Source organism: Alteromonas sp. 14N.309.X.WAT.G.H12, from assembly GCF_036697315.1.
Taxonomy (GTDB): domain Bacteria; phylum Pseudomonadota; class Gammaproteobacteria; order Enterobacterales; family Alteromonadaceae; genus Alteromonas.
In genome coordinates, this window is sequence record NZ_JBAHZB010000082.1 from 1 (window position 1) to 15,596 (window position 15,596).

General features: G+C 46.1%; 13 protein-coding genes and 1 pseudogene. 9 read left to right on the forward strand and 5 right to left on the reverse strand.

Annotated features, from left to right (window positions below; all coding sequences use genetic code 11):
• From V5298_RS15820 to V5298_RS15835, 4 genes and pseudogenes are all read left to right on the forward strand, one after another.
• Positions 1–663 (forward strand): annotated as a pseudogene (locus tag V5298_RS15820) (hypothetical protein); the annotation flags it as partial.
• Positions 664–667: 4 nt separating this feature from the next.
• Complete coding sequence (locus V5298_RS15825) at positions 668–1,135, forward strand: hypothetical protein (RefSeq protein ID WP_332932415.1); 468 nt, start codon at positions 668–670, stop codon at positions 1,133–1,135.
• A 9-nt stretch (positions 1,136–1,144) separates the two neighbouring features.
• Positions 1,145–1,639, forward strand: a complete 495-nt coding sequence (locus V5298_RS15830; RefSeq protein ID WP_332932416.1) for a DUF6644 family protein — start codon at positions 1,145–1,147, stop codon at positions 1,637–1,639.
• Between the two features lie 132 nt (positions 1,640–1,771).
• Positions 1,772–2,755 carry a 3',5'-cyclic-nucleotide phosphodiesterase gene (locus V5298_RS15835; protein WP_332932417.1) on the forward strand — a complete coding sequence of 328 codons (984 nt, stop codon included), beginning with the start codon at positions 1,772–1,774 and terminating at the stop codon, positions 2,753–2,755.
• 75 nt (positions 2,756–2,830) lie between these two features.
• On the opposite strand, the gene gloA is transcribed toward V5298_RS15835, so the two are convergent.
• The 4 genes from gloA to V5298_RS15855 all read right to left on the reverse strand — a co-directional run bounded on the left by gloA (position 2,831) and on the right by V5298_RS15855 (position 7,275).
• Entirely contained in the window at positions 2,831–3,358 is a 528-nt protein-coding gene (gene gloA, locus V5298_RS15840; protein WP_332932418.1) for a lactoylglutathione lyase, read from the reverse strand.
• Positions 3,359–3,507: 149 nt separating this feature from the next.
• Positions 3,508–4,266: a hypothetical protein gene (locus V5298_RS15845; protein ID WP_332932419.1), complete on the reverse strand. Its 759-nt coding sequence runs from the start codon at positions 4,264–4,266 to the stop codon at positions 3,508–3,510.
• 105 nt (positions 4,267–4,371) lie between these two features.
• On the reverse strand, positions 4,372–5,496 hold the full coding sequence (locus V5298_RS15850) for an anaerobic sulfatase maturase (protein ID WP_332932420.1): 1,125 nt from the start codon (positions 5,494–5,496) through the stop codon (positions 4,372–4,374).
• Between the two features lie 27 nt (positions 5,497–5,523).
• The gene (locus tag V5298_RS15855) at positions 5,524–7,275 is read right to left on the reverse strand and encodes an arylsulfatase (protein ID WP_332932421.1); all 1,752 of its coding nucleotides are present in this window, start codon (positions 7,273–7,275) and stop codon (positions 5,524–5,526) included.
• Positions 7,276–7,484: 209 nt separating this feature from the next.
• Between V5298_RS15855 and V5298_RS15860 the strand changes: the two genes are divergently transcribed.
• From V5298_RS15860 to V5298_RS15875, 4 genes are all read left to right on the forward strand, one after another.
• Entirely contained in the window at positions 7,485–8,420 is a 936-nt protein-coding gene (locus V5298_RS15860) for a LysR family transcriptional regulator (RefSeq protein ID WP_332932422.1), read from the forward strand.
• 253 nt (positions 8,421–8,673) lie between these two features.
• Positions 8,674–11,007 carry a glycosyltransferase family 4 protein gene (locus V5298_RS15865; RefSeq protein WP_332932423.1) on the forward strand — a complete coding sequence of 778 codons (2,334 nt, stop codon included), beginning with the start codon at positions 8,674–8,676 and terminating at the stop codon, positions 11,005–11,007.
• On the forward strand, positions 11,004–12,017 hold the full coding sequence (locus V5298_RS15870; protein WP_332932424.1) for a glycosyltransferase family 4 protein: 1,014 nt from the start codon (positions 11,004–11,006) through the stop codon (positions 12,015–12,017). The genes V5298_RS15865 and V5298_RS15870 overlap by 4 nt, the downstream gene beginning before the upstream one ends.
• 18 nt (positions 12,018–12,035) lie before the next feature.
• Complete coding sequence (locus tag V5298_RS15875; protein WP_332932425.1) at positions 12,036–13,520, forward strand: glycoside hydrolase family 130 protein; 1,485 nt, start codon at positions 12,036–12,038, stop codon at positions 13,518–13,520.
• A gap of 11 nt (positions 13,521–13,531) precedes the next feature.
• On the opposite strand, the gene V5298_RS15880 is transcribed toward V5298_RS15875, so the two are convergent.
• Positions 13,532–15,112, reverse strand: a complete 1,581-nt coding sequence (locus V5298_RS15880; protein WP_332932426.1) for a diguanylate cyclase — start codon at positions 15,110–15,112, stop codon at positions 13,532–13,534.
• A 294-nt stretch (positions 15,113–15,406) separates the two neighbouring features.
• Here V5298_RS15880 and V5298_RS15885 point away from each other — a divergent pair.
• The coding region (locus V5298_RS15885; protein ID WP_332932427.1) for an FGGY family carbohydrate kinase at positions 15,407–15,596 on the forward strand (190 nt) is incomplete at its 3' end.

The following is a 15,596-nucleotide window of genomic DNA, read 5'->3' on the forward strand; positions in this document are numbered from 1 at the left end:
GGAAAAAGACCTGATGGCGCCAAACTTGCCAATGGCCAGCCCCCAGAGGGCATGGGAAAACGTGGCAGACCACCTGAAGGCACTCCCCCGCCTGAAGATGGACGACGTCCGTCCATTACATTGACCGCTGCAGGCGAGCAAGCCATAGCCGACTACACCATGGAAGACATGCCGCGCTTGCATTGTGAGCCGACCAGCATTCTTGATGACTGGACATTTGATCAACTGGTCAATGAAATCCATCAAACCGAGGATGACATCACCATTCAATACGGTTTTATGTCCATTACCCGTACTATCCATCTTGATTTGGATAAGCATCCGGAAAATATTACGCCGTCCATTGCCGGTCACTCCATCGGTAAATGGGAAGACGGCGCGTTAGTCGTCGATACCATCGGCTTTACCCCCGGCTTTGCCCGCGTAACACCGAACAAGGGCGGCACGATTCCAAACAGTGATCAGTTACACATTGTTGAGCGCTTTACCCTTAGTGAAGACGGTCTCACACTGCATCGGGAATATGAAATTGAAGACCCCCTCTATCTGGAAGGAAAAGTAACCGGTGAGGATGATGTGAAATTCACTGAGTCTGGATATCTCCCATACAATTGCGACGACCTGACGAATCCCGATCATGAAATAACGGCTGGTTCGGAATGATGTCGTGAGTGATACCTTATTGAATGGCCTGTACTGGCTTGAAGAATCAGCGATAGGAGAATGGGTAGCCACCTCAATTTGGGGCTATCCAATCTTCCTTACACTTCACACCATCGGTATGGGAACCATTGTCGGCTTGTCTCTCATGCAAGCATTCAGTGTACTACTGCCGCAGACGTATACCCATGGTATTCGTCTGTATGCGTTTTGGAAAATCGCCATATTAGGATTAATTCTTAACGTCATTTCTGGCAGTGTTTTATTCATTGGCAGTGCCTCTAGCACCTGGTTCAACTGGCCATTTCGCATCAAGCTAATGTTGATCCTAACGGGGGTGATTCTAAGCGCATCACTGACCCGAGATACTATGAAAGGTCCAGTTACGAGCAGACAACGCATAAAAGCAACGGCCGTAGTCGTGGTCTGGCTATCCGCCCTCGTGGCCGGTCGTTTAATTGCGTACATAGACTGAGAGTGTAAAATGTTAGACACAGTTACCAACTGGATGCTCACATCTAGCCTATACCAATACATTCAGATTCATATGTGGGTTTGGCCAACACTGGAAAGCCTGCACTTTATCGGTTTATGTTTGCTGTATGGCTCTTTGCTGGTCGTCGATCTTCGTCTTGCCGGAGTATTTCCATCAATTGCAGTTGAAAAAGTGACCCGTTTTATCCCCTTAACGGTCATCGGTTTTGTCACCAATGTGGTAACCGGTGTGCTATTTATTTGCGGGGATCCTGAACGCTACTTTATCAACCCCTCTTTTCAATTAAAAATGCTGTGTGTTTTTCTGGCCTGTATTAATGCGGTCTACTTATCGGTGGTGCTGGACCGGTTTCAAGTAGCAAACAAAGGGGCATCGACCACCATCGCCAGTCTGCCTGTGAGCATCAGACTCACCGCGCTTTTATCCATCGGCTTTTGGACTGCGGTGATCATACTTGGTCGTTTTATTCCATACGTTGAATAGTTCATCCCATTGAGTTCACGCCGCAAAGACTGGACTTGAGCCCAAAAATCACGAAACATAGTCTCAACCTCCCCGATTTGTGCATGTAGACTAGGTCTACCTGCACTTAACCACTGGAAATCATCAATAGCCATGCGGATCCTGTTTTGTATTTTTTCGTTATTTTCACTCCATAGCTATGGGCAGGACGGCTTTGATGTTGTGGCCCTTGGCGTCAATGGCGGCATCAATGACGGTAATCTCACCGCATTTTTCATCAGCCCCAAAGGCGATGCTCGTGGCGTAATGTGTGATGCCGGCACCTTAGTAAAAGGGGTTGATGTCGCCTTACACCGTGGTGGCTTTGATCCTATCTTGTCGCCTACAGCCAAAGACAGCGCCACCGTAGGTACGGTGATCAAATCCCATATTAAAGGCTACCTCATCAGTCATGCTCATTTAGATCACGTTGCCGGTCTTATTATTGCCTCCCCTGATGATGTGAAAAAGAACATTTATGCCTTCCCCGAAGTCATCAATGATATAAGTGAGACCTATTTTAATTGGCGCGCCTGGCCAAACTTCGGCAACACAGGTACCACACCGGCTTTAGGCAAATATACTTACGTTGCATTAGAGCAAGGAGAAACCGCGCTTATTGCCCATACCCAGATGCAAGTCACGCCCTTTCCCCTAAGCCACAGCGGCATAAAATCCACCGCATTTCTCATAGAACACAATGACAGTGCCCTACTTTGTATGGGGGATACTGGCGCAGACAGCATTGAAAAAACTGACAAGTTAGCGCGACTTTGGCAAGCATTGGCACACCATTTAAAAGACAAAACGCTCACAGGTATCATTATTGAATCGTCATACACTAATGCGCGACCAGACAAGCTGCTTTTTGGTCATCTCACCCCGCGCTTAGTTAAACAAAGCCTGCGGCAATTTATCCAAATCAGTGAGGATGCGCAGGCGTTACAAGGGGTAAAGGTTGTCATTAGTCACATAAAATACTCGCTAGAGAGCGGGCAAAGTAATAAAAAGGTGATTGAAGAGGAATTGAACAGCAACAACACCCTGGGCGCAGAATTCATTCTCCCTTCCCAGGGCGATTATATTTCTTTTGAGTAAGGCGTAAAGCGCTAGGTGCACAATGAGAACACATTAACGCTAAAGCTAAAAACACCCTACAAATAAGTCTATACGTTACATATCGGAAAGATCTTTGGCATTGAATATCTCTATCCAATAACCATCAGGATCTTTAATAAAGGCAATGTTATTCATTGAGCCATCTTCCGGACGCTTTTGAAACACCACTCCCAGTTCATCAAATCGGGCACAGGCAGCGTGTAAATCAGGCACATGAAAACCGATATGGCCAAATCCTTTAGGTTCACTATTACCATTATGGTATTGGGTTTTTTCAGCGCTATCGCCCCAGTTATGGGTTAATTCAAGCATCGCTGGACGACCAAAGGTCTGCGTAGTGCGAACCCCAGGATCGTCACTGATATCCGAAAAATCCTCACCGGTGGTGAGAAAATACAAACTGAATTTCATTGCCGGGAAATCAAGACGTTTCAGCAAGGTCATACCCATTACCCGGGTATAAAAATCTAACGAACGCGCTGGATCGGCAATACGCAGCATAGTTTGATTAAACACATACCCACAGGTCGCTTCATCTTTATCTTCATACAATCCATCTGCTTGCTCAAAATGTCGTCCCATGCTTTTGCTCCTTAACGCTCTATTTCATTCAATGAGCACTAGCATGGGGATGAGGTTGCAAGAACGCAATAGGGCAGGTCGCTGAATGTGGTCAAACGAAGCTTATTTAAACCGCCATTCCCGGTCAGCGATGCCGCCCTTGCCACAATCTAGAAGTGGTAGCCCACGGTGGTAACCACACTATCCCCGCCTTCTGCGTAGCCACCCCAATTATCAAACTTACGATAAGTCAGGTTAAGATCCCATTTCGGTGCAAAGGTATAATTCACCCCCGCTAAAATTTGATGGCCGGTTTTCCCCCAACTGGCAAAAGAATCCGCCAGCGCATCGGTATCTCTATCTAAATGGGCGTTGACGACAACAAAGGTGTTGAGGTTGTTACTGATGGGATAGGTGGCGGTGATCCGTGCCACCGGCGTCATCAAACCTTCAGCACTGCCTAAGGGCGTATGGCCAGAAAAATAATTCATGCCTAATCCCCCCGTAAGCGTCAGTTTGTTAAATCTGTGTTTATAAGCAATGCCCAGCACATTGTGTACTTCAGCCACGTTTTGGTTTTGATTGACAAATAAATCATACCAGCCCATTAATCCGGAATCATTTAGGTTGTAATATACCGTGGTCATGGCTTTAAACCACACATCGCCATCATTGCCGTCAAGATCGTCACTGGTGGCCCCCACGTTTTCCATTTGCCCTTTAACAAAGACCATTCCCCAATCCGCAACCGTGCGATGATGGGCGATAAGGAAATTGCGACTATATTGCCCCGACGCTTCGGAATCACTGCTGATTTCTTCCATCCAGCCTACATTTACCCCGTTATCCTGCATCAGTACTTTTGCACTGGCAGTTGTGCTCATCAAAGCCGACAAAGCCGACAAAGCCACCATTGATACTTGTTTCATAATTACCTCATTAATAATAGGCACGCACTCGCCCTGCCCTCGTATTGTGTTATCAATAAGTAAGAAGGGAAAAAGCGTACTGCGTGATTTTTTATTTACATCGCGTTAGGCGATTTTCATTTTGATTTCGGGTAAGAAACGCCTGTACTGATGCACCGGCATATTGCGCCTGATACATTCACCAAAGGCGTAAAAATAAGGAATGGCATGTGTGAAGAAACGGTAATAACCTTCACACAATTTGTTTTTCCCTTTTTGGTCTCGGTGCTTAGGACAGCCACCCTGACAAAGCCCTTTTATTTCACAGCTTTGGCAAGCGACATCCTGGCTGGTCGACATGGCAACAAAGCGGTTATGAATCGGTTTGGCCAACATAGACGCAAAACTTTCTGTAGACACATTACCAATATGATGTTGCTTTTCCACATACTGGTCACAGGAAAAAATATCCCCGTTTCGTTCTGCGGCAAGTTGATGGCCACATTCATGGGAATGCACACAAAAGGTTTCAATTCCTTGAATAATGCGCGCATAAGACGCATCAAACAGTTGCACCGACACCCGGCCAATTCCGTTGTCACACCAGGCGGTAAAACTCTGTACTAAAAACTCGCCCCATAAGGCCGGATCCACCGTAGTTTCCCCCACCACCGGTAAAAACTGAATGCTACGGGCATCTAATTGTTCAACGAAATAGCGATAAAGTTGCCCGCCCATTGCCACATTGCCCTGATGCACCACACAAAGAATGTTCGTTCTAATGGCGGCGGCTTGTAGTTTTCGGTAGGCATTAATCACTTTCTGATGAGATGATTTCCCTGTGTAATAAATACGCTCGGCATCATGAACTGGCGCCATGCCGTCGATGGAAATACCCACCTGAAAGTCATGGCGTTTCATAAAGGTAATCCAACGATTGTTGATTAACGTGCCGTTGGTTTGCATCGCGTTAGTAATGCTCATACCGGGCCGGCGATATTTATGCTGCAATGCCACCGCCTGTTCATAAAACGGCAAGCCCGCCAACATAGGTTCGCCACCTTGCCACACAAACTGGACTTCACGGCATGAGGCAGGTTGTTCCTCAATATACTGTTTCGTGAGCGTTTCCAGCGTGTCGAAGGACATTACCGACCCCTCTTCGCTTTTTTCTTTGTAAAAGCAGTAACTGCAATTCAAATTACACTGATCACCCACAGGTTTGATGATGAGATGAAAAGGGTAGTCCATAATGCCTCCGTACAACGCGTAATAACGTTACTTGTGTGGTGTCTGATGTGGCGCATCGGGATTACCGCTAAACACGCCATCTCGAATTGACCAGGTCTGCCGGTGATACATGGTAGGGTAGCCTGGCTCTTTCTCTATCACACCGGCGTTTTTCGCGTAGTTGTCATACAGCGCGGCTAACTTCTCCACTTTGTCAGGATAGGTGCTGGCAAGATCGTGTTGCTCGGAAGGATCCTCAACAATATTGAATAACATCCATTGGGTACCCACGGTTTTAGCATGAGCCCCCGCGAACGCCCGCAATTTATAATCGCCCTGGATCACCATTTTGTAGTTGTTCAGTTCAAAGAAAATGGCATCGTTGGGGGTTCGGGTATGATCTGATTTTCCTTCAATAAAGGCACGGAATGAGTGACCATCGAAATCGTATAAATCTACCCCATTGCGGTGTGTGGGTTTCTCCACGCCGGCCCAATCAATGATGGTGGGGGTCACATCAGTGACGTGGATTTTGCCGGAAGAGGCAAAGCTGTTTTTACGGGCAATGGGATTACCTGAGACGATCAAGGGCACACGCACGCCGCCTTGCCCGGTGGTAGTTTTGTAGTAAGCAAAAGGCGATGTTCCTGCTTCGGCCCACCCTGCCTCATAAGACAAGTACGATCCTGGCTGCCCCATGTTATCGAAACTGTTGTCAAACTGGGCAAGGAATTTTTCGGAGTTACCCGTGTAATTACTCGTGGGTTTGGGATTGGTACCATTGTCATGGGTATAGATAAACAGCGTGTTATCAAACTCCCCGGTCTCTTTTAAGTGATCTATTAGTTTACCTACGTTGGCATCCACTTCTGCCACCATGGCCGCGTAAATCGCCATTTTCTTTGCTGATACTTTTTTCTCTTCTGCACTTAACGTATTCCAGGGTTTATAATCCTTGTTATTAACCACATCCTGAGTATCTTCACTTACCAGTCCCAATGCCTTTGCGTTCGCAAGACGCTGTTGGCGTATTACATCGTAGCCCACGGCATAGCGACCATCATCGAACTTATCAATCCATTGTTGGTGAGCGTGGAGCGGATCGTGGGGGGCGGTGAAAGCAAGATAAGCAAAAAACGGTTCGTCTGCCGGTTGGCTATCTAGGTAACTGATAATTTTGTCGGTGTAGTAATCGGACGAATAAAAATCCGCGGGTAACTTATCCACTCTTAACCCATCTTCTAAATAATAAAAGAAGGGGGCTTCAAAGGGATTTAACGGTAATGCATCGGCCCAGTGCGACACGCCGCCACCGGAATACGCAAAAGATTTATCAAATCCTCGGCCTTTTGGTGACGATTGGTAAGTATGACCGAGATGCCATTTGCCAGCCATATAGGTGTGATACCCTGCGGTTTTAAGCATTTCTGCCACCGTGACCACACGGTTGTTTAATGAGCCTTCATACCCTGGACGCCCCACCTGATTTCCCCCCATTAACGGCGGCATATTCCCCAATCCGGCTTTGTGATTATCGACACCGGTTAGCAGCATGGAACGGGTGGGCGCCGACATAGGATTGGTGTAATAGTCGGTGACCTTTACGCCATTTTCTGCCAGTGAACAAATATTAGGCGTGGGAATTTCGCCCCCATAACAAGATAAATCGCTATACCCCATATCGTCTGTGACGATAAGTACAACATTTGGTTTTTGCTGAACCTCTGCATTCGCTTTTGTCACCACAGCGGTAAAGGATAGCGCAGCGATAGTCGCTATAGCGCTCTTAGACAATGTCATGTAAAACCCTCTTTTCTTCTTAAATTTCGAGTCACTAGTCAATCAAGCTATGCGTGTCGGTCTGCACCACGCGCGGCTACATTTTATTAACAACTCAAAATTAACAAAGTAAAGAAGTTAAATATATTTGATTATTCTGCCTAAAATGTTAAGTATAACTTACTCTCGATTTACAAGTAGATAACAATTAGCTCAGGAAAGGTTAAAACGTGGAAATAAGACAATTGCGTCATTTCATTGCGGTAGTCGAAGCTGGCAACCTTCGTAAAGCCAGTGAAAACTCTCATATTACGCCTCCGGCATTGAGCTTGAGTTTAAAAAGCTTGGAGACAAGTCTAGGGGTAAAGTTACTTGATAGGGACCGACGAGGGGTTGCCCTCACGTATGCTGGCGAACAGTTTCTTCCCGCTGCTCAGTCGCTATTAAAACAAATCGACGATGTACGTTCATCCCTGGTAGGGTGCAAAGATAGCCCCACGGGAAATGTGCGATTGGGGTTGCCTGTGGGATTAAATAACGCACTTGCCGCCCCACTGTCCAGAATTTTGCACCAGCAATTCCCGGGGATCAATCTTATCGTGGAAGAAGGTAATACGACTACGCTGGAACGTTCTTTTAACAACGATTTGCTCGATTTGATGATGAGCTATGACATCCAAACTCAGGTAGACAGAAAAATAGAGCCGCTTTATGTAGAACAACTTTATTTGGTGGGCCCTTATGATCCCGATCTTCTTGATAAAAGCGATATTCCGTTTTCTGAACTGCCTAACTACGCTATTGTATCGAGCCCCGGTAAACACTCCATGCGCAGAACACTGGATCGATACGCCTTTGAAAACGGCATTGAATTTAACTTTCTATTAGATTTTCAATCAGCTCATTCCAGTCTGAAACTGGCCGTGGAAGGTATCGCTCACACTATCACCGCCTGGGATATGATTCATGATCATGTAAAAGGCAAACTGGTCAGTGCCCGTCGCATTGTCAGCCCGACTATGGAGCGTACGGTATGCTTAGTATCCTCACTGTGTGGTGTGCATTCCAGTGCCGTTGATGCGGTGGCATCCAGTATTAAAGCAGCGGTCAATATTGCACAGGAAGAAGGTAAAATCCGCCAACGCCTCACCACACTATCGAACTGATACGGGAAAACCGCTTCGGATAAGGTCTTTTCTGTGGAATAAAAAAAGACCTCCTTTATAAAAAATTTATCTAAAAACACGCCAACCCTATACTTGAAAGTTCGGTTGGCGTTCCTCATATATTTTTAAGATTTTTGTAGGCTGATAACAACCTCATTTCCCCTGGCCTTGCATCGATCATTTCTTCTCTGCTGTATCGGAGCATGGCAAGGCTAGACCTGTTTTGATTCCTAAGCATGGAGAGAACGTTTTCATGAATACGAAAATATCGAAACAATTTTCGTCAATTAATTCAATCGCTTTTATCGGCAACTATCTACCACGACACTGTGGCATTGCCACTTTTACCACCCACCTTGTCAATGCGGTGTCCGATACCTTTCCCAGTACGGATTGCTGGACAATGGCAATGAACGATCAGCAACACAGGTACAAGTATCCTGACGTAGTACGCTTTGAACTGAACCAAAATAACCTTAAAGACTATTCCCTTGCCGCAGATTTTCTGAATATAAACCAACCCGATGTGATTTGTATTCAGCACGAATTTGGCATTTTTGGCGGTGCTGCCGGCAGTAATTTACTCAAACTCATGCAAGAAGCCCGCGTCCCTATTGTGACAACCCTGCATACGGTACTGACAGATCCTCCCAGCGACTACCGACATGTGATGTTAAAAATCGCCGAGCGTTCTGATCGGTTAGTTGTCATGAGCCATAAAGCGGTGGATATTCTTCGTGACGTCTATGACATTCCTGCCAAAAAAATCGCCTTTATCCCCCATGGCATTCCCGATATTCCCTTTGTGGATCCCAATTACTACAAAGAACAATTTGGCGTAATGGGAAAAAAAGTGCTGCTGACGTTCGGGCTGCTTTCTCAAAATAAGGGCATTGAATATGCCATAAAAGCCCTGCCCCAGGTGGTGGAAAAATTCCCGGATATTGTTTATATCGTGCTTGGCGCCACCCACCCCAATATTGTCCGCGATGAGGGGGAACATTACCGCTTACAATTGCAAAACTTGGTGCGACAATTAAAACTGGAACAACACGTTATTTTTCATAACCGTTTTGTCACCCAAGAAGAGCTCTGTGAATACCTGGCCGCCGCCGATATTTATATCACCCCCTATATTGGTGAAGCGCAAATCACTTCCGGCACACTGGCCTACGCCATGGGAACCGGAAAGCCGGTGATCTCAACCCCTTATTGGTACGCCGAAGAAATGCTGGCAGATGGCCGCGGTACGCTGGTGCCCTTTAAAGATGCTTCCGCCATCAGTCATGGGATTTTGCAATATCTTGAAAATGAAGAGCTGCGCCATCAAACCCGGAAAAAAGCCTATGACTTCACCCGTTCTGCCCGTTGGCGGGAAGTAGCAACATCCTATATGGAGGTCTTTAATGACACTATTTGCTCCCTCTCTCGGGAACCTAAACCACAGCGAAACCAGTTTTCAGTGGATACCAGAAGCGCGCAACTGACTCAATTACCAGAAATCTGCTTTAATCACCTATTTGCCCTCAGTGATGACACCGGCATACTGCAACATGCAAAATATACCATTGCCCATCGTAGCCATGGATATTGTACCGATGACAACGCCCGGGCGCTGATGGTCACCGCAGAAGCACTGCACAACAACTTTGTTCATACCGAGCAATGCCGCAAACTGACTGATACTTATCTGTCATTTTTAGGTCACGCCTTTAATGAAGAAAATGGGTATTTTCGTAACTTTATGAGTTACGAGCGAACCTGGTTGGAAGACGCGGGATCTGAAGACGCTCACGGGCGTGCAATTTGGGCGCTCGGTAAAGCCGTCTCCTTATTTGGTGGTGCCAGACAACAACCCTTCGCCTCCTATCTTTTTAAGCGGGGTTTAGAGGTCACCGAACGCTTTACCTCACTGCGGGGCATCGCTTTTACTCTCCTCGGCTGCAGTGCCTATTTACGTGTTTTTTCCGGTGATTCTGAAGTTCGCCGATTACTGGAAAAGCTCTCTGATACCCTGTTTTCCGCCTTTTCTTTCGTTAAAGACAGTGCCACAGATTGGTGCTGGCCAGAAAACACCCTGACTTACGATAACGCCCGTCTTTGCCAAAGTTTAATTGAATGCGGCCAAACTCTGGAACGCTCCGACATGATTGAAGTCGGCCTCAATGCCTTAGATTGGTTGATGGCTCTCCAGTTTGAAAAAGATGTGTTTGTTCCCATCGGATGTAATGGCTGGTATGAGAGGAACGCGGAACGGGCTCGCTTTGATCAACAACCCTTAGAAGCCTGTGCGAGTCTACAAGCCTGCTTGCTTGCCTATACGGTTACCAAGCAAACACAATGGCGTGATTGCGCCGTCAACACCTTCAATTGGTACCTCGGTAATAATGATTTAAATATCCCTTTGTATGATGCCAAAACCGGCGGATGTTATGACGGCTTAGAAAGCCATGGGGTGAACCTTAATCAGGGGGCGGAATCGACGTTATCTTGGTTACAATCGTTAGTTGCCATGCATATATCACATGCTGAAGACAACTTAACAGAACAATCCAAAGACTCTTCCGAAAAGGCAGTTTTATTATGAAGATAGCAATGCTTGCTCCCATTGCATGGCGAACGCCTCCTCGCCATTACGGCCCCTGGGAAAGCGTGGTGTCCATCCTCACTGAAGGGTTAGTTGCCCGCGGTGAGGATGTGACCCTGTTTGCCACCGGTGACTCCATTACCTCTGCCAAGTTAAAATCGGTGTGCGCCAAAGGTTACGAAGAAGATAAAACCATTATTCCGAAAGTTTGGGAATGTTTGCATATAGCCCAAGTTTTTGAGCAGGGCGACGAATTTGACATTATTCACAACCATTTTGACTTTTTGCCCCTCAGTTATACCCAGATGACAAAAACGCCGGTGGTCACCACCATCCATGGTTTTTCTTCTAAGGGAATTTTACCCGTTTATAAGCAATATAATGATCGCAGCTACTTTGTTTCTATCTCCAACAGTGACCGGGCCGACGACCTGAAATACATAGATACCGTCTATCATGGTATTGATTTATCCCAGTTTGAATTTCACCACAAGCATGATGATTACCTTGTTTTTTTTGGCAGGTTCCATCATGACAAGGGGGCCAAAGAAGCCATCGAGATTGCCAAGCGTAGCGGTAAACCCTTAATCATGGCGGGTATTATCCAGGATGAAGGGTATTTTAATCAGTATGTAAAACCGGCCTTAAACAGTGACCACATCCAATATGTGGGGGTCGCCGATGCTCAACAAAGAAATACCTTGCTCAGTCATGCGGCGGCGTTACTTCACCCCATTCAATTTGATGAACCCTTTGGTCTTTCGGTGATCGAATCTATGGCATGCGGCACACCGGTTATTGCATTTAACCGGGGCAGTATGCCGGAATTGATTATCCACGGAGAAAATGGCTTTTTATGCAACAACACTGACGATGCGGTGACGGCAGTCAAATGTATTGATGAGATTGTACGAGAAAAATGCCAAGACCATGTCAAACACCATTTTAGTGCCGATGCCATGGTTGATAATTACCTTACTGTTTACCAAAAGATCCTTGCCCAACAATAGCAATAGGAAGGAAATGCAATGAACAGTTTACCCGTTACACAAACCCCTGAAAAAAAACTCGGTGTTAAACGCCGCAAATGGAAGTTACATCCAGATCCCTCGTTGGTGATTTGCCGTCCCCACATACCCTCGGGCGGACCAGCTCGCATACAAGCCATTATCAACCGGGTGCTGGCCTTATCAAAACAGGATACCAATGCCTTGTTAGACCGCCTGCGGTTGGATTTTTCAGAACGTCACCGGGATCTCAACAGCATTCTGGATGCCAACTTTAAGCTGGTAGAACCCTATACACCTGAAAATACTACGCTGTCCCACACCCAGAAAATGTTGCTGGGAGCTTATTTTACCATGGAGTATTCCGTATCATCGGCGGCCCTGTTTAATCCCTCCATTGTGCGTCATCCTGATCAAAATAACTTAGGGCCCAATGAACTTCGTTTTGTCATGAGTTTACGGGCTGTGGGAGAAGGGCATATATCTTCTTTGTGTTTTCGCAGTGGTATCATCAAAGAAGATGGCAGTATTCTTTTTGATCCTGTCAGTGATATTGTGGAAATGCCACGGCAAAAGCTCGAAACGCCCTTCGAAAAAGCCACCTTTGTGCAACGGGTAGCCTGCTTTGCACCAGAGAAAAAGCCGCTTGGAGATTTATTGCAGCGCCTGCCCGACAAATTTACCCTTCGTGACATCGATAACGCCATAGTGGAGCTATCATGCCAGAATGTTACCGATGACTACGCCCAGTGTTTACAAACCATTCAGCTGGTGGCCCACGCAAACTATGAAATCAATTTTCACAAAACCCAAAGTATTTCCGAACGGATCATCTTCCCCCTTGCTCCCAGCGAGGTTGCTGGTATTGAAGATGCGCGGTTTGTAGAATTCCACGATGGCGACCAACAAACCTATTACGCCACATATACCGCCTATGATGGGAAAAACATCCTGCCTCAGCTAATGGAAACCAAGGACTTTACCCATTTCAAGATATCCACCTTTAACGGCAATGGGGCAAAAAATAAAGGGATGGCGCTGTTTCCCCGCAAAATCAACGGAAAATACGCCATGTTAGGGCGCCTCGATGGTGAAAACAATTACATCATGTTTTCAAACTCCATTTCCCGTTGGGATGAAGCAACCCTAGTACAAACCCCATCCCAGCCCTGGGAGTTCATACAATTAGGCAACTGTGGCTCCCCCATTGAAACCGATGAAGGTTGGTTAGTTCTGACCCACGGTGTCGGTCCCATGCGGGAGTATTCCATAGGCGCCATACTACTGGATCTGGACGACCCTAGCCGGGTGATAAAAAAATTAACCACGCCCTTGCTTCGTCCCCATGAACAAGAGCGAGAAGGTTATGTGCCCAACGTGGTGTATAGTTGTGGCGCTCTGGTTCACCGGGGAGAGCTCATTTTACCCTATGCCATGTCAGACATTAGCAGCGGCCTTGTGAGCGTGAAGGTAAAGGATTTACTCGCCAGCATGGATGATGTTTAACTTCCCTTTGGCTAGGGTACGTCGTTTTGCAAATAACCGCTGTCATGGCGGTTATTCCCTATTTTTTGCTCATACATTTGGACATCCGCTTGATGCAGCAATGCTTGGATACTTTTATGAGGTTCTTCTGCGATACAAAGGCCCACACTGCCACTTAAAGAAATGACGTGATTGTTGATATGCACAATGAACTGATTACAAATATTATTAAGCCGACCTCGAAGTCGTTCTGACTGTATAGGATTTAAACTGTGACTTAACACCACAAATTCATCGCCGCCAAAGCGCCCCACCAAATCTTGTTCTCGGCATTGTTCTTTTAGTGTCGTGGCCACATGAACCAACACAGCATCTCCGACAGCGTGGCCATAGGCATCATTGATATGCTTAAACTTGTCTAAATCAATAAAAAATAAAGACAACACCCCTCCTCTTCTAGCGTGGCGTTTAAGCATCTGATCCGCAGCAGATTCCCATCCTCGTCGATTTAGTACCGGACACAAGCTATCCGCCGACGCATCACGGAACGCCCGGGTCTTGTCTATATTCAATCGACGGACTTTTTCCGATGCGGCAATAGCCAGCAACATGGCTTCAATGGTGACTGAAATAATCAGGCCATAACGATGCAAAAAGGGGCTTAATTCATGCAGATACAAACGGAATGTCATACTAAAAAACAGTACCATTAGCGACAAAAAAACTAACTGAGCCCCAGCTACCCGCTGCTTTACCGCATACCCAGTGGCAACCATAATGCCACCGATTCCCGTTAAGGTAATGGTTCCCATATAGCGACTAATAGACTGGGTGTAAGACTCAGGTATAACGGCCTGAATGAGTGCTAACCCTAAAACGCTGCCCGCCGCGCAGAGAAACAAATAACAATAGCGCTGACGAATTAAGCTTGGAAAATCGAGCAATTGCATAATAAAGCGCACCGCCGTCCAAACAGTCAGGCCGGCAAAAACCATTTTCAAACGAATATCATTTGCCAGAATAAAAGAAGGAATAAACAAATTAAGCATGCCTTCTTGAATAAAGAAAAACGTACCGGCACTGGCAATATAAGCGCTGTAGGCATAGAAACTGGTATCTTTTAAGCTGCGTCCTAACACGCCAACAAAAATCATCAACGCCCCACTAAACCCTAAAAAGCCGGTAAGCACGGCGTTATGCACGTAATCATTCCCGTAGAAACTCGCCACAGGTTCAATTTTAGGTTCGATAAAACGGGCCCGTTGAGCATTCACCGTTAGGGTTAATTTATAGTCTCCCACCGGTAATAAAAAGGCTTTACTCGAACTACTTAAGGGACGTAATTGTTGACCATTTTCCAACGTAGCATAGGCATCTTTGATAATATCGAGCCGAAAATGTATCACCTGGACATCCTCAAGCAGACACTGATACACCAGTGCCTGTGAACCTAATACCAAGGGGATAGGCTCGCCATTTTGTTGCTCACCGGGCTCGACTAGATGACACCCTGCTGCAACGGGAAAGGCACAGACCCACAAAAGCAGCCAACGCCAATTAAACATGAGCGTTATATTTTGCCAAAAAGCTTTGCGTAAACCGATATACACCATGAAATGACTCAGACAACAACATAAAAGCACTCCGATTGGAAAACAAATCCTGTTTACCATTAGGAAACACAAAAAGCCGGGGAATAATACCCCAATGTATAACTAAAGTACTATGAAGTAGATGGAAAATCCCTCGCTACCTTTAATTTTCCGACAACGGGCGTTTCAATGGCCGGTAGTTTTAAATTCGCGGTAGAAAGAAATAAACGTAAGATACGCTGTCACTTTTCGTAATTGAGTCATAGGTGAAAATCGTAAATGATATGTTAAATGACAAATTAAAAAAGGGTTGATATGCATTTTTTGGGTATTGATTTAGGCACATCTGGTCTTAAAGCCGTTGTATGTAACAAACAGGGTGATGTGATTGCTTCACAATCTGCCCCATTAACAGTGAGTACCCCTCAGGTAACGCATGTAGGATCTGACCAGTTTAACCCGAGTAATGCTTGTTCTAATTCTAAGCAGGCCACCGGCGTTGCGG